25 protein-coding genes are annotated in these 19,633 nt (G+C 73.1%); 6 read left to right on the top strand and 19 right to left on the bottom strand.

From position 1 onward, the window contains the following. Positions 1-15 precede the first annotated feature (15 nt). Positions 16-990 (top strand): NAD-dependent epimerase/dehydratase family protein, encoded by a 975-nt coding sequence (locus tag A3CQ_RS0142285; RefSeq protein ID WP_020517024.1) that lies wholly within the window; start codon positions 16-18, stop codon positions 988-990. On the opposite strand, the gene A3CQ_RS0142290 is transcribed toward A3CQ_RS0142285, so the two are convergent. The 6 genes from A3CQ_RS0142290 to A3CQ_RS0142315 form a co-directional block, all read right to left on the bottom strand. Next, positions 976-1,932, bottom strand: coding sequence for a pyridoxal-phosphate dependent enzyme (locus A3CQ_RS0142290; RefSeq protein WP_020517025.1), 957 nt, complete (start codon positions 1,930-1,932; stop codon positions 976-978). The two genes, A3CQ_RS0142285 and A3CQ_RS0142290, sit on opposite strands and share 15 nt — an antisense overlap. Before the next feature lie 66 nt (positions 1,933-1,998). Further along, positions 1,999-2,844 carry a sigma-70 family RNA polymerase sigma factor gene (locus A3CQ_RS0142295; RefSeq protein ID WP_020517026.1) on the bottom strand — a complete coding sequence of 282 codons (846 nt, stop codon included), beginning with the start codon at positions 2,842-2,844 and terminating at the stop codon, positions 1,999-2,001. Between the two features lie 118 nt (positions 2,845-2,962). Further along, positions 2,963-3,574 carry a response regulator transcription factor gene (locus A3CQ_RS0142300; protein ID WP_020517027.1) on the bottom strand — a complete coding sequence of 204 codons (612 nt, stop codon included), beginning with the start codon at positions 3,572-3,574 and terminating at the stop codon, positions 2,963-2,965. Beyond that, entirely contained in the window at positions 3,571-4,686 is a 1,116-nt protein-coding gene (locus tag A3CQ_RS0142305; protein ID WP_245577594.1) for a sensor histidine kinase, read from the bottom strand. The genes A3CQ_RS0142300 and A3CQ_RS0142305 overlap by 4 nt, the downstream gene beginning before the upstream one ends. A gap of 22 nt (positions 4,687-4,708) precedes the next feature. Continuing rightward, complete coding sequence (locus A3CQ_RS0142310) at positions 4,709-5,491, bottom strand: ABC transporter permease (protein ID WP_020517029.1); 783 nt, start codon at positions 5,489-5,491, stop codon at positions 4,709-4,711. Next, entirely contained in the window at positions 5,488-6,432 is a 945-nt protein-coding gene (locus tag A3CQ_RS0142315) for an ABC transporter ATP-binding protein (protein WP_020517030.1), read from the bottom strand. Before A3CQ_RS0142315 ends, A3CQ_RS0142310 begins: the two co-directional genes overlap by 4 nt. Before the next feature lie 89 nt (positions 6,433-6,521). On the opposite strand from A3CQ_RS0142315, the gene A3CQ_RS0142320 reads away from it, so the two are divergent. Beyond that, positions 6,522-7,046: a 2'-5' RNA ligase family protein gene (locus A3CQ_RS0142320; RefSeq protein ID WP_020517031.1), complete on the top strand. Its 525-nt coding sequence runs from the start codon at positions 6,522-6,524 to the stop codon at positions 7,044-7,046. On the opposite strand, the gene A3CQ_RS0142325 is transcribed toward A3CQ_RS0142320, so the two are convergent. The 4 genes from A3CQ_RS0142325 to A3CQ_RS0142340 all read right to left on the bottom strand — a co-directional run bounded on the left by A3CQ_RS0142325 (position 7,011) and on the right by A3CQ_RS0142340 (position 11,012). Further along, positions 7,011-7,763 carry a Clp protease N-terminal domain-containing protein gene (locus A3CQ_RS0142325; protein WP_020517032.1) on the bottom strand — a complete coding sequence of 251 codons (753 nt, stop codon included), beginning with the start codon at positions 7,761-7,763 and terminating at the stop codon, positions 7,011-7,013. The genes A3CQ_RS0142320 and A3CQ_RS0142325 overlap by 36 nt on opposite strands. Before the next feature lie 10 nt (positions 7,764-7,773). Next, positions 7,774-8,643, bottom strand: coding sequence for an aminoglycoside phosphotransferase family protein (locus A3CQ_RS0142330; protein WP_020517033.1), 870 nt, complete (start codon positions 8,641-8,643; stop codon positions 7,774-7,776). Continuing rightward, a complete protein-coding gene (locus A3CQ_RS0142335) occupies positions 8,640-10,541 on the bottom strand; it encodes an elongation factor G (protein WP_020517034.1) in 1,902 nt (633 codons plus the stop codon). Before A3CQ_RS0142335 ends, A3CQ_RS0142330 begins: the two co-directional genes overlap by 4 nt. A 132-nt stretch (positions 10,542-10,673) precedes the next feature. Continuing rightward, positions 10,674-11,012 carry a DUF6204 family protein gene (locus A3CQ_RS0142340; RefSeq protein WP_040433992.1) on the bottom strand — a complete coding sequence of 113 codons (339 nt, stop codon included), beginning with the start codon at positions 11,010-11,012 and terminating at the stop codon, positions 10,674-10,676. 118 nt (positions 11,013-11,130) lie between these two features. Here A3CQ_RS0142340 and A3CQ_RS0142345 point away from each other — a divergent pair, with 118 nt between their 5' ends. Continuing rightward, entirely contained in the window at positions 11,131-11,946 is an 816-nt protein-coding gene (locus tag A3CQ_RS0142345; RefSeq protein ID WP_040433993.1) for a hypothetical protein, read from the top strand. 10 nt (positions 11,947-11,956) lie between these two features. After that, positions 11,957-12,796, top strand: a complete 840-nt coding sequence (locus A3CQ_RS0142350; RefSeq protein WP_026206821.1) for a DUF72 domain-containing protein — start codon at positions 11,957-11,959, stop codon at positions 12,794-12,796. Here A3CQ_RS0142350 and A3CQ_RS0142355 read toward each other — a convergent pair. Further along, positions 12,793-13,704, bottom strand: coding sequence for an RNA polymerase sigma-70 factor (locus A3CQ_RS0142355; RefSeq protein WP_020517038.1), 912 nt, complete (start codon positions 13,702-13,704; stop codon positions 12,793-12,795). The two genes, A3CQ_RS0142350 and A3CQ_RS0142355, sit on opposite strands and share 4 nt — an antisense overlap. Then, positions 13,701-14,072, bottom strand: coding sequence for a DoxX family protein (locus tag A3CQ_RS0142360; RefSeq protein ID WP_020517039.1), 372 nt, complete (start codon positions 14,070-14,072; stop codon positions 13,701-13,703). The genes A3CQ_RS0142355 and A3CQ_RS0142360 overlap by 4 nt, the downstream gene beginning before the upstream one ends. Before the next feature lie 86 nt (positions 14,073-14,158). Here A3CQ_RS0142360 and A3CQ_RS0142365 point away from each other — a divergent pair, with 86 nt between their 5' ends. Next, positions 14,159-14,557: a hypothetical protein gene (locus tag A3CQ_RS0142365; RefSeq protein ID WP_020517040.1), complete on the top strand. Its 399-nt coding sequence runs from the start codon at positions 14,159-14,161 to the stop codon at positions 14,555-14,557. Here the strand turns inward: A3CQ_RS0142365 and A3CQ_RS0142370 are convergent. From A3CQ_RS0142370 to A3CQ_RS62340, 4 genes are read right to left on the bottom strand one after another with little or no spacing between them, the layout of a single operon-like run. Then, positions 14,543-14,941 (bottom strand): nuclear transport factor 2 family protein, encoded by a 399-nt coding sequence (locus A3CQ_RS0142370; protein ID WP_020517041.1) that lies wholly within the window; start codon positions 14,939-14,941, stop codon positions 14,543-14,545. The two genes, A3CQ_RS0142365 and A3CQ_RS0142370, sit on opposite strands and share 15 nt — an antisense overlap. Beyond that, positions 14,938-15,489: a hypothetical protein gene (locus tag A3CQ_RS0142375; RefSeq protein ID WP_020517042.1), complete on the bottom strand. Its 552-nt coding sequence runs from the start codon at positions 15,487-15,489 to the stop codon at positions 14,938-14,940. Before A3CQ_RS0142375 ends, A3CQ_RS0142370 begins: the two co-directional genes overlap by 4 nt. A gap of 28 nt (positions 15,490-15,517) precedes the next feature. Then, positions 15,518-15,964, bottom strand: a complete 447-nt coding sequence (locus A3CQ_RS0142380) for a cytidine/deoxycytidylate deaminase family protein (protein WP_020517043.1) — start codon at positions 15,962-15,964, stop codon at positions 15,518-15,520. 19 nt (positions 15,965-15,983) lie between these two features. Next, on the bottom strand, positions 15,984-16,685 hold the full coding sequence (locus A3CQ_RS62340) for a hypothetical protein (protein WP_211216783.1): 702 nt from the start codon (positions 16,683-16,685) through the stop codon (positions 15,984-15,986). A 173-nt stretch (positions 16,686-16,858) separates the two neighbouring features. Here A3CQ_RS62340 and A3CQ_RS62345 point away from each other — a divergent pair, with 173 nt between their 5' ends. Next, the gene (locus A3CQ_RS62345; protein WP_020517044.1) at positions 16,859-17,050 is read left to right on the top strand and encodes a hypothetical protein; all 192 of its coding nucleotides are present in this window, start codon (positions 16,859-16,861) and stop codon (positions 17,048-17,050) included. A 268-nt stretch (positions 17,051-17,318) separates the two neighbouring features. On the opposite strand, the gene A3CQ_RS0142390 is transcribed toward A3CQ_RS62345, so the two are convergent. From A3CQ_RS0142390 to A3CQ_RS55995, 3 genes are read right to left on the bottom strand one after another with little or no spacing between them, the layout of a single operon-like run. Next, positions 17,319-17,846: an alpha/beta hydrolase gene (locus A3CQ_RS0142390; protein ID WP_020517045.1), complete on the bottom strand. Its 528-nt coding sequence runs from the start codon at positions 17,844-17,846 to the stop codon at positions 17,319-17,321. 48 nt (positions 17,847-17,894) lie between these two features. Further along, on the bottom strand, positions 17,895-18,551 hold the full coding sequence (locus tag A3CQ_RS0142395; protein WP_020517046.1) for a response regulator: 657 nt from the start codon (positions 18,549-18,551) through the stop codon (positions 17,895-17,897). Then, complete coding sequence (locus A3CQ_RS55995; RefSeq protein ID WP_020517047.1) at positions 18,539-19,570, bottom strand: sensor histidine kinase; 1,032 nt, start codon at positions 19,568-19,570, stop codon at positions 18,539-18,541. The genes A3CQ_RS0142395 and A3CQ_RS55995 overlap by 13 nt, the downstream gene beginning before the upstream one ends. Between the last annotated feature and the right edge of the window lie 63 nt (positions 19,571-19,633).

Consider the following 19,633-nt stretch of genomic DNA (forward strand, 5'->3'; position numbering starts at 1 on the left):
GCATGGTCGATCACCATGAAGCTGCTGATTCTGGGCGGGTCCGGTTTTGTCGGTCGCGCGATCGCCGGTGAGGCGGTCGCCAGAGGCGACGACGTGACCGTGTTCAACCGCGGCTTACGCGGCGCGCCGGTGGGCGTGCGGCTCCTGACCGGCGACCGGCTGGCCCCCGACGGGCTGGCCGCGCTGCAGATCGACCAGTCGTGGGACGCGGTGGTCGACACCTGGTCGGCCGGCGCCGGCGCGGTCGGCCGGACCGCCCGGCTCCTGCGGGGCCGGGCCCGGCATTACACGTACGTGTCGAGCCGCTCGGTCTACCAGTGGGGCACTCCGGCCCCGCTGACCGAGCAGGCGCCGCTGGCCAACCCCCGCGACCAGGGGTACGCCGGGGACAAGGTGCGCGGCGAGCTGGCCGCCGCCTCGTTCGAGGGGCCGCTGCTGCTGGCCCGGGCCGGGCTGATCCTCGGGCCCCTGGAGGACGTGGGCCGGCTGCCGTGGTGGCTCAACCGGCTGGCCCGCGGCGGTCCGACGCTGGCGCCGGGGCCGCGGATCCTGCCGCTGCAGTACATCGACGCCCGCGACCTGGCGATCTTCCTGCTGGACGCGGCGGCGGCCGGGCTGACCGGGCCGTACAACGTGGTCAGCGAGCCCGGGCACACCACCATGGGTGAGTTGCTGGACATCGCGAACGAGGTGACCGGCCGGCGGGCGTCGCTGCGCTGGACGGATCCCTCGGTGATCGAGGCGTACGGGATCCAGCCGTGGACGCAGCTGCCGATCTGGCTGCCGCCCGGCCCCGACCACGACTTCCTGCACCGCGGCGACGTGTCGAAGGCCCTGGCGGCCGGGCTGCGCTGCCGGCCGGTGTACGACACGGTCGCCGACACGTGGAGCTGGCTGCGGTCGGTGGGCGGCGACGCGCCCCGGCGCACCGACCGCGGCGACCTCGGCGTCGACCCGGCCCTGGAGGCGAAGGTGCTAGGCGAGCAGTGACGCGAGGCGGGCCGCGCCGACGTTCCCGCCCGAGATGATCACACCGATCCGGGCCGGCGGCGACGGGACGCGGCCGGCGAGCAGGGCGGCCAGGCCGGACGCCCCGGACGGCTCCATGACCTGCTTGAGCCGGTCGACGGCGAAGCGCAGCGCGTCGCGGATCTGGTCGTCGGAGACCGTCACGATCTCGTCGACGAGCCGCCGGTTGATCGAGAAGGTGAGCTCGCCGGGGATCGGGGCGGCCTGCCCGTCGGCGATGGTGCGCGGCACCGGGATGCGCACCCTCTCCCCCGCGGCCAGGGAGCGCTGGGTGTCGTCGCCGGCCTCGGGCTCGACGCCGATGACCCGGATGCCCGGCTGCAGGCCCTTGGCGGCGGTGGCGCTGCCGGCGATGAGCCCGCCGCCGCCGACGGGCACGACCAGCGCGTCCAGGTCGCCGGCCTCCTCGAGCAGTTCGAGCGCGGCGGTGCCCTGCCCGGCGATCACATCGGGATGCTCGTACGGCGGGATCAGCGCGAGGCCCCGCTCGGCGGCGAGACGCTGCCCGATCTCCTCCCGGTCGCCGGTGTACCGGTCGTAGGTGATGATCTCGGCGCCGTAGCCGGCGACCGCGTCGAGCTTGGCGGCCGGGGTGTCGGACGGCATCACGATCACCGCGGTGCTGCCCAGTTCCCTGGCCGCGAGGGCCACGGCCTGGGCGTGGTTGCCGGAGGAGTAGGCGGCGATGCCCCGGGCCAGCTGGCCGGGATCGAGGCGGGCGATCGCGTTGTAGGCGCCGCGGAACTTGAACGCGCCGACCCGCTGCAGGTTCTCCGCCTTCAGGTAGAGCCGGGCGCCGGTCAGCGCGTCGAGGGTGCGGGAGCGGATCACCGGGGTGCGGTGGGCTGCCCCTTCGATCCGCTTCGCCGCGTCCCGGATGTCCTGCAAGCTCACGATGGTCACCCGCCGATCCTAGAAGCGGAGGGCCGTCCCGGCCCGCCGCTGTCGGATGCATCGCATTTCCGGGTGTCACGCCACTTTTCGCAGCCCGTGGACGTCGGTGGCGGCCAGCCGGGTCGCCATGGTGCTGCGGGCGGCGATCTGCGCGGCGTAGACCGCCCGGCGGCGGGCCACGCAGCCGTCCTTGGGCGCGCCGGTCTCCTGCTGCTCCATGTGGGTGGCCAGGCCGTCCTTGAGCAGGGCCAGGGCCTCGGTGCGCAGCTGGGAGACCCGCGACTCGGTGACGCCGAGCTCGGCGGCCACCTCGGCCAGGGGCCGCTCCTGCAGGAACGACGCCTCGACGACGAACCGCAGCCGTTCCGGCAGCACGGCCACCGCGTCGTGCAGGTAGCCGATCCGCTCCCGGTGCAGCAGCATCTCCTCCGGGTTCATCTCGGTCTCGGTGACCATGTCCTCGGCGGTGCCGGCCGCGAAGCCCTGCAGCGACAGGATCGCGGCGCGCTGCACGTCGTCGTCGACGTTGGCCAGCTCACCGACGGCGACACCGAGCAGCTCGGCCAGCTCGACCGGGGTCGGGGTGCGGCCCAGCTTGGTGGTCAGCTCCTGCCGGGCCACGTCGGCGCGGCGGGCGCGGGCCCGCACCGAGCGGGTCGCCCAGTCCATGCCGCGCAGCTCGTCGAGCAGGGCGCCGCGGACCCGGACGGCGGCGAACCGGCCGAACGGGATGCCCCGGCCCGGGTCGAACGCCTGGGCGGCGGTCACCAGGGCCGTGTACCCGGCCGAGGCCAGGTCGTCGCGGTGCACGTGGGGCGGGACCTTGAACAGCATCTCGCGGACCATGTGGCCGACCAGGGCCATGTTCTCGCGGATCAGCGTCTCCTGCTCGCGGGTGACGGTCTTCGTACCGGCGCTCATGTTCGGTTCCCCCCTGTGTGGTTGCGGGGAGAACTTTTCGGGTCGCCGGGTGCAGCGAACGGTCACTCACGGTTGCCGCCCGGTTGCATCGGGCCCAGTTGACTCAAGAACAGCTAGCTCAAGACAGCAGCCAGCCGTTGTCCAGGGCCAGGCGCACGGCCTCGGCGCGGGTGCGGGCCCCGGTCTTGCCGATCGCCGCGGACAGGTGGTTGCGGACCGTACCCTCGGACAGGCGCAGGGCCCGGGCGATGTCGGCCACCGTCCCGCCGTCGCGGGCCGCGCGCAGCACGTCGGTCTCCCGTTCGGTCAGCGGCGACTCGCCCTGAGCCAGCGACTGGGCGGCCAGGTCCGGGTCGACCACGCGCAGGCCCTCGTGCACCCGGCGGACCGCGTCGGCCAGCTGCCGGGCGGGGGTGTCCTTCACGACGAAACCGCTGGCGCCGGCGGCCATGGCCTGGCGCAGGTACCCGGCCCGGCCGAACGTCGTGACCATCAGCACGCGTACGCCCGGAAGGTGTTTGTGCAGTTCACGGGCGGCCGCGACGCCGTCGAGACCCGGCATCTCCACGTCCAGGACGGCGACGTCGATGTCGTGGTCGCGGGCCGCGTCGAGGACCTGGTCGCCCCGGCCCACCTCGGCCACCACCTTCAGGTCGGGCTCCATGTCGAGCAGGGCGGCCATCGCGCCACGGACCAGGGCCTGGTCGTCGGCGAGCAACAACTTGATCATGCGGGGACCTCCACCCGTACGCGAAATCCCGGCTGGCCGTCGCGGCACCCGGCCGTGAGCTGACCGCCCAGCGCTTCCGCCCGCCGGCGAAGCCCGGCGAGCCCTTGCCCGTTGTGTCCGTCCGGGGAGGCGGCGCCCACCCCGTCGTCGAGGATCTCGACGCTTTCGGGGGCCAGCACCACCTCGACGTGCTTGGCCTTGCTGTGCCGCACGACGTTGGTGACCGCCTCCCGGATCGTCCAGGCGAACAGCTCCCGGTTGCGGCTGGGCACCTCGTCGGCGGCGCCGGGCAGGGTCGCCTCGACGTTCGCCGCGGCCAGCGCCTCCCGGGCCGCCGCGATCTCCCCCGGCAGCGAGATGCCGCGCATCCCCATCGCCGTGGACCGCACGTCGGCCAGCGCGTCGCGGGCCAGCCCCTCGAGATCGGCGAGCTCCTTGCGGGCCCGGCCGAGGTCGACGTCGAGCAGCCGCTGGGCGAGCTCGGCCTTCACGGTCACCACGGTCAGCGAGTGGCCGAGGATGTCGTGCAGGTCGTTGGCGATGCGGGCCCGCTCGTTCTGCACCGCGAGGTCGGAGATCTCCTTCTGCGCCGCCAGCAGCCGGTACTGCCGCTCCGACGCGAGCCGGATCCCCCAGGTCGCGAGGGAGCCGAGCAGGACGGCCAGGCCGTAGCCGTTGTCGCGCCAGCCCGGCACCGCGGCCGGCAGCGCCTCGGCCAGCGCGGTCAGCAACACCGCCAGCGGGATGGCCATCTGCAGGGGCAGCGCGACCATCCCGAACGCCGCGATGTACACCAGGCAGCTCAGCGCGTGCGCGCCGGCGCCGGGGATCTGCAGGGCGAACAGGCCCAGCATGACCCCGATGCCGAACAGCGCACGCGCCACGAACGCCCCGCTCCGGATCGGCGAGCGCCGCACCGTGCTCGCCAGCCGGACCATGAACAGGTAGGAGACCGCGAACAGGGCCACGGCGACCAGCCCGACCGTGCGCCAGGTCAGGTCCGGCTGCTTGGTCAGGGCGTTGACCGGCTCGCCGAGGTAGAACAGCCAGACCGCGGCGAACAGCCATCCGTACCTGCGGCCCCAGTCGGGGTCCGTCGCCGGTGCCACCACGACCACGACGCTATACCGGGCTTCAGACGCGGGCGGTGTCGCGGCGGAACCGCCACATCGCGCCGATCGCGAAGATCGCGGTCCAGGCCACCACGTTGAGGATCGCGAGCCAGATGTTGCCGTCGTGCACCAGCGGGTACCGGGCGAGCTCGCCGACCCCGTACACCGGGGTGAACTTCGCGATCGTCGCGAAGGTGTGCCCGAAGGTGTCCAGCGGGGCGAACAGGCCACCGGCGAACGACAGCACCGCCAGCACCGGGCCGAGGATCTGCATGACGTTCTCGCTGGGCAGCAGGTACCCCATGAACAGGCCGAACGCGGCGAACACCAGCGCGCACACCCAGGCCAGCAGGCCGCACAAGATCCACGCGTGGGTCGGCAGCTTCGCCCCCGAGACCGCACCCACCGCGAACGCCACCAGCACCGACACCAACCCGATGATCATCGCGAGGGTGAGTTTCACGGCGATGTAGGCGACCGGCTTGAGCGGGGTCAGCCGAAGCTGCCGGCTCCACCCGGCGGCGCGCTCGATGCTGACCATCGCGCCGCCCGACGTGGTGGACAGCATGGCGCCGTAGACGGCCATGCTGACCAGGATGTATCCGGTGACGTTCCCGGCGCCGGCCGACTCGTGCCGGGCCGACGCATTGGTGCCGAACAACAGGAAGAACGCGGCCGGCATGATCAGCGTGAAGATCACGGTGCGCCGGTTGCGCATCATCCGCCGCAGCTCGAGCTTGATCATCCCCAGGTTGAAGCCGCCGAACTTCGGCAGGCGGCGCTGGTCGAAGGCAACGGTGGTCATTTCGGCTCCTCGGAAGCGTCGTCCGCGGTCAGGGTCAGGAAGGCCTCTTCGAGGTTCCGCGAGGTGATCTCCAGGTCGCGGGCGGTGGTCTCGTTCAGCAGGTACCGGGCGATCCCGTCGGTGTCCTTGCCGTGCAGGTAGATCGAGTCGCCGCGGACCTCCGCCGTGTCCACCCCCGCGATGGACTGCAGTTCGGTGAGAACGGCGCCGGGCAGGGTCGCGCGCACGGTGCGGCCCGAGGCGAGGGCCTTGACCTCGGCCGCGGTGCCGTCGGCGACGATCCGGCCGCGCCGGACGAAGACCACCCGGTCCGCGTACGAGTCGGCCTCCTCCAGGTAGTGGGTGGCGAAGATGACCGTGCGGCCGCCGGCGGCGTCGCGGCGGATCGCCTGCCAGAAGTCGTGCCGGCCGCCGACGTCCATGCCGGTGGTGGGCTCGTCGAGGATCAGCAGCTCCGGGTCGGGCAGCAGCGCCATGGCGAACCGCAGCCGCTGCTGCTGGCCGCCCGAGCACTTGCCGACCAGGCGCTTGCCGATGTCGGCGATCCCGGCCCGTTCCAGGGCCTCGGCCGCGGTCTTCTCGTCCCGGCCGAACAGCACCGCGGTCAGCCGGACGGTCTCCTCGACCGTGTAGTCCTTGAGCAGGCCGCCGGTCTGCATGACCGCGGAGACCAGGCCGAGCGCGACGGCGTCGTGCGGCTTGCGGCCGTACACCTTGACCGTGCCCTCGGTGGGCTGGGCCAGGCCGAGCAGCATGTCGACCGTGGTGGTCTTGCCGGCCCCGTTCGGGCCGAGCAGGGCCACCACCTCGCCGGGGCGGATCCGCAGGTCGATGCCGTCGACGGCGGTCACCGCGCCGAAGCGCTTGACCACGCCGTCGAGGTCGACGGCCGGCTCGGCGGTGCCGCGGGCCGTCATGTCGGGTGAGGCGGTGAGCGTCATGCCATCATCGTGGTCCCGGCGGCGGGCCCGGCGAGGGGCCGCGCGTCATCCCGCCACCATGACATTCGTCAGGGGTTCAGACTTTGTCGATGGAACCGAGCCACAGCGCCCTCATCGTCACCATCCCCGAGGCCGAGCCCGTCGTCGGCGCCCACCGCGAGCGCCTCGACACGGCCGCGTCCTGGGGTGTGCCCGCGCACGTGACCGTGCTGTACCCGTTCCTGCCGCCCGGCCGGCTCGACCAGAGGGTCCTCGGCACGCTGAGCCGGGTCGCGGCCGGCGTCCCGGCGTTCTTCGTGCGGCTGGAGCGGCTGGGCTGGTTCGGCGACCGGGTGGTGTGGCTGGCCCCGGAGCCGGCCGAGCCGTTCCAGCAGCTCACCGCCGCGATCATGGGCCGGTTTCCCGGCGTGCGGCCGTACGAGGGCGCCTTCGACGACGTGGTGCCGCACCTGACGATCGGGCACGACCACCCCGCCCCGGCCCTGACCGCGGCCGGCGAGGCGATCGAGGCGCACCTGCCGATCCGCTCGCGGGTCGACACGCTGCGGCTGATCACCGGCCGGCCGCGGCCCGGCGGCTCATGGCTGACCCGCGCCCTGTTCCCCCTGGGCTGACGGGGCCCCCTGGGCTGGCGGGCCCTCGTGGGCTGACGGCTCGGCCTCGGCGCCGGCCAGGAACGCGTCGACGCCGTCCTTGGTGACGCCGAGCCCGGTCAGGGCCGGCTCGCGCTCCTCCAGCAGGGCCAGCAGGATGTGGCCGGTGCCGACGCTCTGCTGGCCGAGGCGCAGCGCCTCCCGGAAGGTCAGCTCGAGCACCTTGCGCGAGCCGGCGTCGTAGGGCACCAGCTCGGGGGACTCGCCGGCGGCCGGTGGCAGGGCCGCCAGCGCCGCGCCGCGCACGGCGTCGAGGGTGAGGCCCTGGGCGATCAGCGCGCCCGCGGCGTGACCGGCCGGCACGTCCAGCACGCCCAGCAGCAGGTGGCCCGCGAAGATCTCGCGGTGGCCGCCGGCCTTGGCCTCGTTCATCGAGGCGACGACCGCGCTGCGGGCCGGCGCGGTGAACCGGTCGAAGCCCTGGTCGCCGCCCTTGGCCACGAATCGTTTCTGGGCGGCCTGCTTGGTGACGCCCATGCTGCGCCCGATGTCGGTCCAGGACGCGCCGGAGCGGCGGGCCTGGTCGACGAAGTGGCCGATCAGGTGGTCGGCCAGCTCGCCGAGGTGGTCGCCGAGCAGGACGGCGTCGCTGAGCCGCTCGAGCACGGCGTCGGGGTGGGCGCTGTTTATCGCGTTGATGAGGTCGTCCAGGCGGACGGGCGGGACAATCTGCGTCATGCCGTCAACCCTAGGTTGACGATGCGGTGTTCGTCAACGTCTGGTTGACGGTTCGGCGGCCGAGGGCGGCGAAGGGCGGGTTTCTCTCCTCGTAGTAGTGCCAGGCGGCCAGGCCGAAGGCGAGGGCCCACGCGCGGCCGCGTTCCCAGGAGGCGTCGTCGACGGTCAGCCGGGCGCGGAACAGCGGGCGGGTGGTCTCGTCGAAGACCGTCCAGGCCGGCATCAGGTCGCAGGCCGGGTCGCCGACGCCCGCGCAGCCGAAGTCGATCACCGCGTGGAGCTGGCCGCCGGCGGCGAGCAGGTTGGGCGGGAGCAGGTCGCTGTGCAGCCAGACCGGCGGCCCGCCCCAGGCCGGTAGGCGCAGGGCGGCCTCCCAAGCATGAGAGGCGCCCGGCACGTCAAGATCGCGCAGTGCCGCTCGCACGCCGTCGTCCCAACTCGCATACGACCCGCCCCGATAGGCCGGCGGCGCATCATTTACTACTTCCACGCGCTGCAGGGCCGCGACGAAGTCGCCCAGCGCCGTCGCCGCGCCTGACAAATCGGAAATGTCGTGGTTTCCGGGTAGCCAGCGGGAAATCGACCACGGCAGCGGATATCCCTCCCCCGGCTCGCCCAGGCCGACCGGGGAAGGAATCGCCAGGGGAAGCTGCGGAGCGAGCCACGGCAGCCAGCGGTTCTCCTTCAGGATCGTGGCGACCGAGCCCGGCATCCGCGGCAGACGGATCACCAGGTCCTCGCCGAGCTGGAACATGACGTTGTCCGTCCCGGCCGCCGCCACCGGCGTCAAGGACAGCGCCGCCCACCGCGGGAACTGCCGCCGCAGCAGCCCCCGGACCAGATCGGCGGAGATGTCCAGCTCACCGTCGTGCAGTTTCACAGCGCCTCCCTCGCCCCGGCCCGCCGCACCACGCGCAGCAGATACTCCTTGCGGTCCAGCGGATCCGGACCGGTCCGCTGCCGGGCCGGCGGGATCCCCCGTACGGCCGCGTAATGGTCGAAGGCGCTGTCGAGCACCCCTTCCCCGCGGGTCAGCGCCGGCAGCCGCCGCTGCAGCTCGTGCACCTTCGCGGCCGGGATCTCCCCGTCGATCCCATGCACCCCGGTGGCCAGGGGAATCGCGCCGAGCCGGGCCAGCAGCGGCAGCACCGCCGGCACCGTGTCCGGCGGCACCTCCGCGGTGAACGCGTGGATCGGCTCGTGCACGACCGTCCCCGCCCGCCGTAGCGCCGCCATCACCACCAGCGGCGTCAGCAGCCGGAAGTCCCCCGCCGTACTGGACATGCTCTTGTCGAACACCGCGTGCGAATGACTCTGCCGCGCCGAGTAGCCCGAGTGGGTCATGGTGACCGCGCAGTCCGGGACCGGCCAGCCGCGCAGCCCCTGCCGCAGCGTCTCGCGCACGGTCTGCTCGACCGCCACGAAGAACGCCGCCGGCATCGCTCCCGGCTCCACCCCGAGCTCGAAGGTGATCCCACCTTGGAAAGGCGAAAGGCGCAGGCCGATCGTCGCGAGGAACGGGTTCGGGTCGACCTTGTTGAACTCGACCGCCGCGCCCTCGCCGGCGAGCCGCTCGATGTGCAGGGTGGTGGTCTCCCGGAAGGTCACCTGCAGGCCGTACTGCTCGGCGAGGGTGGCCTGGATGACCTCCTTCTGCACCTCGCCGTAGAGCGACACGTACACCTCGCGCCGCTCGTCGTCCTGCCGCAGGTTGATCAGCGGGTCCTGCTCGGCGAGCTCGGCGAGGGCCGCGTGCAGGTCGGCCCGCCGGGACGCGAGCACGGCAGTCTCCAGGCTGGGCGGGGCGAATTGCGCCTTCCGCGCTTTTCCCTGCCGTACGCCGACCGAGTCGCCGATCTTGACGCGGGTGAGGCCGCGCACGGTCCCGATCTGCCCCGCCCCGATCTCGGCGCGGGTCTGCGTGCCCCCGTCGGCGAACACGGAGATCCCGGTGACCCGGTCGTCCCCGACGGTGTCGCGCACCCGCAGCGTCCCGTCGAACATCCGCAGGTAGGCGACCTTCTCCCCGGCCGGCCCCCGGTCGACCTTGAACACGGTCCCGCTCGGCTCCCCGGCCTTGGACTCCCCCACCGGCAGCAGTGAGACGATCCCGGTGATCAGGGCGTCGATGCCGGCCCCGGTGATCGCCGAGCCGAAGAACACCGGATGGACGTCGTCGTGCGCCCGCAGCGGCGGCGGGGTCCGCTCCTCGACCAGCGCTTCGAGGACCGCGTCGTCGTGGTCGGCCAGCCGCAGCAGGTCCACGTGCTCGCCGACGGCCGCGTCCCGGGTGCCGAGGTGGGAGACCCGGCTCATCGGGACCAGCGCCGGGCTGACCCGCGCTGCGATCTCGTCGAGCAGGCCGGCGAAGCGGGCGCCGCCCCGGTCCACCTTGTTCACGAAGATCAGCGTGGGGATCCGCAGCCGGCGCAGCGTGCGGGCGAGGACCCGGGTCTGCGCCTGCACCCCCTCCACCGCGGAGATCACCAGCACGGCGCCGTCGAGCACGCCGAGGATCCGTTCCACCTCGGCGATGAAGTCGGGGTGGCCCGGGGTGTCGATCAGGTTGACCGTGGTGCCGCGCAGCGGGAACGACACGACCGCGGACTTGATCGTGATGCCGCGGCGGCGTTCCAGCTCAAGCGTGTCGGTGCGGGTGCTGCCCGCGTCGACGCTGCCGAGCTCGTCGATGACCCCGGCGGCGTACAGCAGCCGCTCGGTGAGACTGGTCTTACCGGCGTCGACGTGCGCCAGAATGCCGAGATTGAGCGTAGCCAAGCGTCATGTCCCTCGCGGTGAGCCGGAATCCTTCCTGGGTGGACATGAACGCAGCTCGCATCGTGGGTCTCTTTCGTTCGGGAACCTCGGACGGCACCCAGCTCACCAGGCCCGCGGGAGGGACGCAACCGATTAACGCCGACGCCCCCGTTTACCCAGCGGCACCTCGGACATGTCGACGGCCTGCGCGGTGAGGTTCTTGACCGGGTAGCCGTGGTCGGCCATCCACGCCGCGGCCCGGGCCTCGGCATCGGCGGTCAGGGCCGGGATCTGCTCCGGCTCGTCGGCCGACGACAGGAACCGGAAGGTGAAGAACGGGCGGGCCGGCAGGTCGTACGCGAGGTATCCCTCCGGGGTGTACTGCGTGTTCAGGAAGTCGTGCTCGGCCTGCCGCGCGACCAGCTCGGCCTGCTGCTGCGCGCTCAGCCCGTCGAACGCCCCGCGCACGGTCACCCGGATAGTCCGGCTCATGACTCGCCCTCCCTGTCGTCCGCGCCAGTATTCCGTCCGCCCGTCCGCGCCGCCCACCGAAATACGCGGCGGACGCAGGGTGCGACTCGCCCGGCGGCGCCGCTGCGACCATGCGGCCATGCGCTTCCGTGAATACGCGGACAGACCGCGTCCGACTCCCGCCTACCGCCCGCCCGCTCCCCGCAGCCGCTACACCGCGCCCACGGTCACCGGGCACGGCCGGTGGATGCGCGACGACATCACCACCAGCATCCTCGCCGCCCCGCCCGGCGCTCCCCGGGCGGCCGTGTTCGGCGAGATCGACCAGGCCGGCTTCCGCGACGCGTTCTGCGTGGTCGTCGACGACAACGGCAAGCTCGAGTATCAGGTCGAGCGGGGCGCCGGCTCGGTCGAGGTCGACCGGGACCTGGCGCTGATCGCCCGGCACGCCCTGGACCGGCTCATCGACAACCCGGGCAGCCGCCTGCACAACGGGCTGTTCCGCGCGGCGGTGTGGGCCGCCACCGGCACTCCGGCCCGCACCGAGACGTCGGGGCTGCTGTGGGTCGCGTCCTTCGAGGAGACCGGCGACAGTGCTCCGGGCGTACCGGATCTGGCTCGGCTTCTGCCCGCGGACCGTGACCTGGCCCGCGCGCTGGCCCGGATGCTTGCCTCTCCGGTCGATCTGGCCGCGCGGCGGGCGTTCGAGGACGCGACCGATGCGGCGGCGGCCGCAGCCGGTGTGACTCCGCCGCGGCTGGACCTGACCCGGACGGTGCTGACCGCGGCCGGGGTCACCGCGGCGCTGCTCGGCGACACCGACACGACCCGTACCGCGATCGTCGCCGAGATCGCGGTGACCGGCATGTGGCCCGTCGACGGCGACCCGCTCGACGGGCGCCCGCTGGACGTGCCGGTGTCCTGGCACGGGCTGGACTGGCAGCTGATCGGCTAGCCTGGCCCGCGTGCGACTTCACGTGGGCTGCGCGATGTGGTCGCTCAAGTCCTGGCAGGGCCGGTTCGTGGGCCGCGCGCTGCCGGCCGGTGAGCGGCTGCGGGCGTACGCGGGCTGGTGCACGGCGGTCGAGGGCAACACGACGTTCTACGCGACCCCGGCCCGCGAGACGGTCGCCTCGTGGGCCGCGCAGACCGATCCGTCGTTCCGGTTCGTCCTGAAACTCCCGCAGACGGTCACCCACACTTCATCCGGCTTCACCGGCGTCGACCTGGCCGGCTTCTGGCACGCGATGGAGCCGCTCGGGCCGCGGGCGCACGCGTTCTGGATCCAGCTGCCCGGGTCCTTCGGCCCCGACGGCCTCGGCGCGCTGGCCGGCTTCCTGCGCCGGCTTCCGCCCGATTTCCGGTACGCGGTGGAGGTGCGTCACCGGGCGTTCTTCGACGACCCGGGGCCGCTGACGGCGGTGCTGGCGAAGGCGGACGTGGAGTGGGTGCCGTTCGACACGACCGCGTTCTTCGCCTCGCCGCCGGCCAGCGACGCCGAACGCGAGGCGTGGACGAAGAAGCCCCGGATGCCGCTGCGCACCGAGGCCCTGACCGCCCGGCCCATCATTCGGTATCTCGGCCGGGACGACACCGCCGCGACCGTGGCCGGCTGGCAGCGGTGGATCCCCGTCGTGGCTCAGTGGCTGCGTGAGGGCCGCTCCCCCACCGTCTTCCTGCACACGCCGGACAATGCGGACGCGCCGGGGCTGGCGCGGCGCTTCCACGACGAGGTGCGGGCGGTGGTGCCGTCGCTCTCACCGCTGCCGTCGCCCGCGCCGCCCGCTTCAGACACGCTTTTCTAGGGGTTGCTCCGGTACTCGCGGTGGATCGCCCACGCGTCGGCCACCGGCCCCATATGCCCCAGCTTTTCCGGATTTATCACGACGCGGAGCGCCTGGATGCGGCCGTCGAGGATGTCGATGGTGAGGGTGTGCAGGACGCGGCCGTCGCGGTCGCGGAAGATCGCGCCGGGCTGGCCGTTGAGCTCGTGCGGCTCGCTCGTGATGCCGATCGCCGCCATCCGGGGCAGGACCGAGGTGAGCACCCGGGCCACGTTGTCGGCGCCGTGCACGGCCCGGGCCAGCTGCGGCGCCTTCCCGCCCCCGTCGCCGACCAGCGTGACGTCGGCGGAGAGCAGCTCACGCAGGCCGGCCATGTCGCCCTCGCGCAGCGCGCCGAGGAACCGGGACGCCAGCTCACGCCGTTCCCGCCGGTCGGCGTCGAAGCGGGGCCGGCCGTCGGCCATGTGCCGCCGGGCCCGCACCGCCAGTTGCCGGCAGGCCGCCTCGGAGCGGCCCACCGCGGCGGCGACCTCCGGGAAGTCGAAGTCGAACACCTCCCGCAGCACGAACACCGCCCGCTCCAGGGGGCTGAGCCGTTCGAGGAGCAGCAGGGCGGCCATCGACACCGAGTCGGCCAGCTCGGCCGAGCGGGCCGGGTCCTGGTAGGGGTCGGCCAGCAGCGGCTCCGGGAACCACGGCCCCGCGTACGCCTCCCGCCGGACCCGGGCCGAGCGCAGCACGTCGATCGCGATCCGGGTCACCATCGTCGACAGGAACGACCGCGCCGAGCGGGGCTGCTCCTCGACCGCCTCGTACCGCAGCCAGGTCTCCTGCACGGCGTCCTCGGCCTCGGCGACACTGCCCAGGATCCGGTAGGCGATCGAGAACAGCAGCGGCCGCAGCCGCTCGAACTCCTCGGCCCTGCTCACGCCGACACCTCCCAGATCCGTCCCCACGCGATGAACGCCGCGAGCGCCAGGTACACCAGGTTGACCGCGACGAACGGGTACTCGCCGCGCCGCCCGTGTGTGATCATCGCCCCGATCATCAGGGCGACCCAGCACAGCGCCGTGACCGGCACCAGCGCCGGCGCGACCACCGCCGACAGGAGCAGTCCCGGCACCGCCAGCAATTCCAGCACGCCGAGCGTCCGTACGAAGCCGGTGCTCGCGTCCGCGGTCCAGCCCCCGCCGCGCGCCGCGGCCAGCCGTTCCTTGGGCACGAACGTCTTCGTGACACCACCGCCCAGCGCCACCGCCGCCAGCAGTCCGGTCGCGATCCACAGCGCGAGGTTCATCGTTGCACTCCCAGGTGAAAGGTTGCCTACCTCCCCTGGGACGAGACAGCCCCGCTCCGCTGTGACATCGCCGGTACCCTGCCGGTGTGCTTCGATGGCTGGCTCCGCGCGTCGCCGCGGTGACCCTGGTCGTGATCGGGTTCGCGTTCGCCGTCTCCGCCGGCCCCCAGCTGCTCGAACACCGATGGGCGACGGCCACGGCCACGGTGGGTTTCTGCCTGCCGGGAGGCTCGCCGGCCACGCGCGAGTGCACGGTGGCCTGGGGCACCGGCGACGCCCTGCGCACCGCCACCGTCGACGTGAAAGCGGCCGACGCCGTGAAGGGCCGGACCATCACCGTCCGCGTCGACGGCGATCAGGCCGGCACGCCGGGCCCGATCGGGCGCGAGGCGGCCGCCCTGGCGTTCGGCGCGGTTCTCATCGCGGCCGGGATAGTCGTGCTGGCCCGCAGCCCGCTCCGGCCGCGGTACTCAGTCCGCCCGTAACGGCGTACGCCTGGGTGTGACCGTGCGCCGCGCGATCCGCCACCCGGACGCGGTCTTGCGCAGCAGGTCGTCGTAGACGACGCTGCCGGCCCGCCCGTCCGCCGTCACCCCGATGCCCTTGGACCGGGCTCGCGCCGTCCCGTCCGGCTCCATCGACACCACGATGTTCGTCACGTGATGCCCGACCGGATTCCCGTCCCCCAGCGCAATCCCGGCCGCGGCGATCGCCTCCACGCCCTCCAGCAGCCCGCCGCCGTACGCGCTCAGGTCGTAGACTACGTCCGGCGTGAACAGCGACCCCAGCTGGTCGAAGGCCCCCGAGTCCATGAGGTGCCCGTGCAGCCCCAGCAGCTCGTGGATCTCGAGCCGGTCGGCGGTGTTCACGCGACCGCCACGAAGTGGAACGCGACGCCCGGCGCCCCCGCATGCTCGGCGAGCCCCGACTGGTCGGTGAACGCCGCCAGCCGCTGCAGCGCCGCCTCGGCCGACGCCGTGTCGCCCAGCTGCACCCGGATCCCGGCGAACGTCAGCCAGGCCTCCACCGTGATCTCGGCCGGCCCCAGCGCGTCGAGGTCGCCCGCGACGGTCACCGACACCCGGATCCGCGGCCCGTCCTGCTCGGCGACCGCGACCGACACCCGGTCGTACCGGTGATGCCCGTGATGGTGCACGCTGGCCTCGGCCGGCTCCGCGAACGACCCGCTCACCGCCGACAGCCCCGCCATCGCCCGCCAGCCGGACGCCTCCAGCGGCACCCACTCGACGTCCAGCGCGGCCGGATCGCCGCCGACCGGCTCGAACGGAATCCGGAACGTCCAGGTCAGGGCCGGCGGCAGACCGACGGCCTGATTGTCGAACAGCAGCCCGTGCCACTCGCCGCCCGCGGCGGGCACGAGATCCCGGGCGCTGAGCCCTCCCTCGTCGTCACCCACGGGCGCGAGTCTCCCATAACGGTCTCCACTACAGACCGGGCAGGTGGCCGTTGACCGCCCTGGCCTGCGCCGCGAACTCCGGCAACTCCACCACCGACACCCCCGCCGCCGTCAGCAGCGCCACCCCTTCACAGGTCACGAAGATGTCCGGCTCCCGCCACGCGATCACCACCCGCGGAATCCGAGCCGCGAGGATCAGGCCGGTACAGGTAGCGCCCGGCCGGTGCGCCCGCTTCGAGCAGGGCTCCAGAGTCGAGTACAGCGTCGCCGCCGACAGGTCCACCCCCACCGCCTTGACGAGAGCGGACTCCTCGGCATGCACGAACGGATCGGTGTCCCGCGACCATCCCGCCGCAACCTCCCGCCCCGCCGCGTCCACAATCACCGCCCCCACCGCGAACGCGGTCTCCGATCGCGGCGACCGCCCCGCCAGCGCGACCGCCCGCCGCATCCAATACCCGTCCTTGTCCCGCATCGCGCCAATCTATCGGCCGTCACGCTCCTTTTCCCGTACGGCGTGCGGCAAAGCGCCCGGTCGACAGGCCGGCCGGGTGCCGTCCCCACCCTTTGCCGCCGCTTCCGGGCTGAGCTGCAACGCAAGCTTCCACACCCCGCGCCGCCGGGCCGCCGCGGCCGCGTCCAAGCCCAGGGTGATCGGCTCCCGGCCCTCGCCCGCCGCACACCCGCGAGGTAGGCGCCACGCACTCATCGCGGACTGCTTGTTTCATTGATCTACGACCGCAGCCCGGCCAGGCTGGGTCGAGGTGATCGACAGGTTCGCTCTCATCGCGGAGGGTGTTCACCACCGGGCAGGGCCGCAAGACCGACCCGGTCGACGCGCGCAGCGTCGCCGTGGTCGCCCTGCGCACCAGCGGCCTGGGCGGGTGCAGGCCGATGACACCACTGTCGCGTTGCGGCTGCTGGTCGAGCGCCGCGACCAGCTCGGCCGCGCCCATCGGCTGCATACCCTGCTGCTCGAACTCGTTCCCGATGGTGCGAAGAAAGACCTGTCCGCACAGCAGGCGCGCGCCTTGCTGTCCACGGTGCGCCCGCGGGATGTGGCCGGCAAGACCCGCCGGTGGCTGGCGTCGGAGCTGATCCATGAACTCGCTGTCATCGACAAGAAGATCAAGGTCGCGAAGCAGGAACTCACCGAGCTGGTCGCCGCCACCGGCAGCGGGCTGCTCGAGTTGCACGGCATCGGCCCGTCCGGCTGCTCGGCGACGTCGGGGACATCCGCCGGTTCGCCAGCCGGGCGCACTTCGCGTCGTAGAACGGCACCGCCCCGATCGACGCGTCCTCGGGCGACCACAACCGGCACCGGCTGTCGCGCGCCGGCAACCGGCGCATCAACCGGGCGCTGCACATCATGGCCATTGTCCAGCTGCGCCACGACACCGACGGCCGCGCCTACTACCGGCGCCGACTCGCCGAAGGCAAACCACCGCTGGAAGCCCTCCGCGCCCTCAAACGCCGCCTGTCCGATGTTGTCTACCGGCAGATGCTCGCCGACGCCAAACGGCTCGAGACGGGTCCGGGAGAACACACGGGGCGACTCTGACATCCAGCGCGGCCGACCCAAACCCCGAGGTCGACACTTCGGACAAGTCACTTCCCGGACCCGCTGCGGCACAGCCTAGAACACCATCGCTGACCGCCCCTTGACACTGAGGGGTGCCAGATCCGAACATCGCCGCCGGCCCCTTTGCTCTGCTTACCCATACGCCCAGCGGGGCGTCTTGGTGCGCAGAGCAAAGGGGCGGCAACGCACTACCCCGGCGTGTCCGCCTCTGGTGGCACAAGGATGAGGCGGGCGCAGCTGGCGCCGATCACTTGTGCGGCCAGCCGATCTCGTCGAGGAACTCGGCGGTGGCGTCGACCACCTGGGCGAGCACGGCGATGGACGCGGTGAGCAGGCCGGGGACGTACAGGCCGTGGTCGGCGTCGGCGACCTCGAAGACGTGCGGGGTGAGCCGGCGCGCGAGCTCGGCGTCCCAGGACGGGTCGGCGGTGCCGCCGATCAGCAGGAACGGGGCCGTGGCCCGGTCCAGGGCGGCCACCACGCCCGGGTGGGTGAGCAGCGGCGTGAGCCAGACGGCCGGCAGGTCATGGTCGGCGGCCAGGCCGGCGGCGTTGCTGCCCAGGGACTTGCCGATCAGCAGCGGCCGGTCGCCGGGCAGCGGGCCGAGCTGGGCGCGCACCCACGGCTCCTGCGTGGCCGGGTCGGTCGGTGGCGTCGCGGTCCACTCGTGGCGGTGCACGGTGGCGCCGCGGATCCGGGCCAGGTCGCCGGTGTACATGAGCAGGGGCGCGCCCGGCCCGAACATGCGGCCCGGGATCACGACAGCGTCGGCCATGCCGCGGACATTACGGCACGACCCCTATCTATCCACATGAATGAACTGTCAAGCCGCGCCCGGGATGACCAGCCCCGACTCGTACGCGATCATGACGGCTTGGGCGCGGTCACGCAGGCCGAGCTTCGCGAACAGATTGCCCACGTGGGTTTTCACGGTGTGCTCGCTGAGCCGGTGGTGGCGGGCGATCTCGGCGTTGGACAGGCCGGCGGCGATCAGCCGCAGGACGTCCGTCTCGCGGGCGGTGAGCGACGAGATCGCGGCGGCCAGCGCGGGGTCGGGCAGGCCGCGGCGGTGCAGCTCGCCGATCACCCGGGCGGTGACGGCCGGGGCCAGCAGCGCGTCGCCGGCGGCCACCACCCGCACGGCCCGCACCAGCTCGGCGCGCGGGACGTCCTTGAGCAGGAAGCCGCTCGCGCCGGCGCGCAGCACCGCGTACAGGTACTCGTCGGTGTCGAACATGGTCAGCGCCAGGACCCGGCTGGAGGTGCGGGCGCAGACCTGCCGGGTGGCGGCCACGCCGTCGAGGATCGGCATCCGCATGTCCATGAGGACGACGTCGGGGGCGTACTGGATGGCGGCCTGCACCGCGGCGGCGCCGTCGGCGGCCTCCGCGACCACCTCGATGTCCGGCTCGGCGCCGAGGATCGTCGCGAAGCCGGCCCGGAACAGGTCCTGGTCGTCGGCGAGGACTAGGCGCAGCACGGGAGCGCCGCCTCGACCGTGAAGCCGCGCCCGGCGGCCGGGCCGGTGCGCAGCGTGCCGCCGCAGGCCTGGGCGCGCTCGCGCATGCCGACGATCCCGAAGCCGGGGGTGCCGTCGCGCGCGGGGCCGTGACCGTCGTCGGTGACGGACACCGTCAGCGTCTCCGGGGCGTAGGAGAGCAGCACACTGACCTGGCCGGCCAGGGCGTGCCGCACCACGTTGGTCAGGGCCTCCTGCACGATCCGGTACGCGGCCACGCCGACGTCGGCCGACGGCTCCCGGGGCGTTCCCCGCACGGTCAGCACCGCGTCCAGCCCGGTGTCGCGGACCCGTGACACGAGGTCGGGCAGCTGGGCCAGGCCGGGCTGGTCGAGGTCGCGCATGTCGCCCACCGCCCGGCGCAGCTGCCCGACCGCGTCCCGGCCGGTCGCGGAGATCGCGGCGAACGCGGCGTCGGCCCGTTCCGGATCGGTGCGCACCAGCAGCGGGCCCGCCTCCGCCTGCACGATCATGATGCCGACCGCGTGGGTGACGATGTCGTGCAGGTCCCGGGCGATGCGGGTGCGCTCGCGCAGCACCGCGGCCTCCCGCTCGCCGGCCACCCGGCGGTCCCGCTCGCGCCGGGCCCGGGCGCTGGTGCCCAGGGCGTACGCGAAAAGGTAGGCGACGGCCAGATAGCGCAGCACCTCCAGGTCGGGACGGGGGTAGAGCAGCGAGAACAGCAGCCCCACGGCGGTGACGCCGACGCCCAGCAGGCGCAGCGGCAGGGACGCGCGGGCGGCGAAGGTGTACAGGCAGACCAGCGGGCCGACCGGCAGCAGCGGCGGGGCGCCGAGCGCGGCCGAGATCGTGGTGGCGGTCCCGACGGTCAGCGCCACCGGGATCAGCGCGCGGTCGCGCCACAGCACCGGGACCGAGGAGGCCAGCGCCAGCGGCAGCACCCACCAGGCGTGCAAGCCGCCGGCCAGGGCGGGTACGACCGTGGCGAGGACGGCGGCCGCGGTGACGGCAAGGTTCACCTGGGCAGTATCGGTCGTTCGCGTCCGGGTGCGCCTCCCTCCACGGGACCAGATCGGGTTGGC

Origin of the sequence: Paractinoplanes globisporus DSM 43857 (assembly GCF_000379645.1) — a bacterium.
Lineage (GTDB): Bacteria > Actinomycetota > Actinomycetes > Mycobacteriales > Micromonosporaceae > Actinoplanes > Actinoplanes globisporus.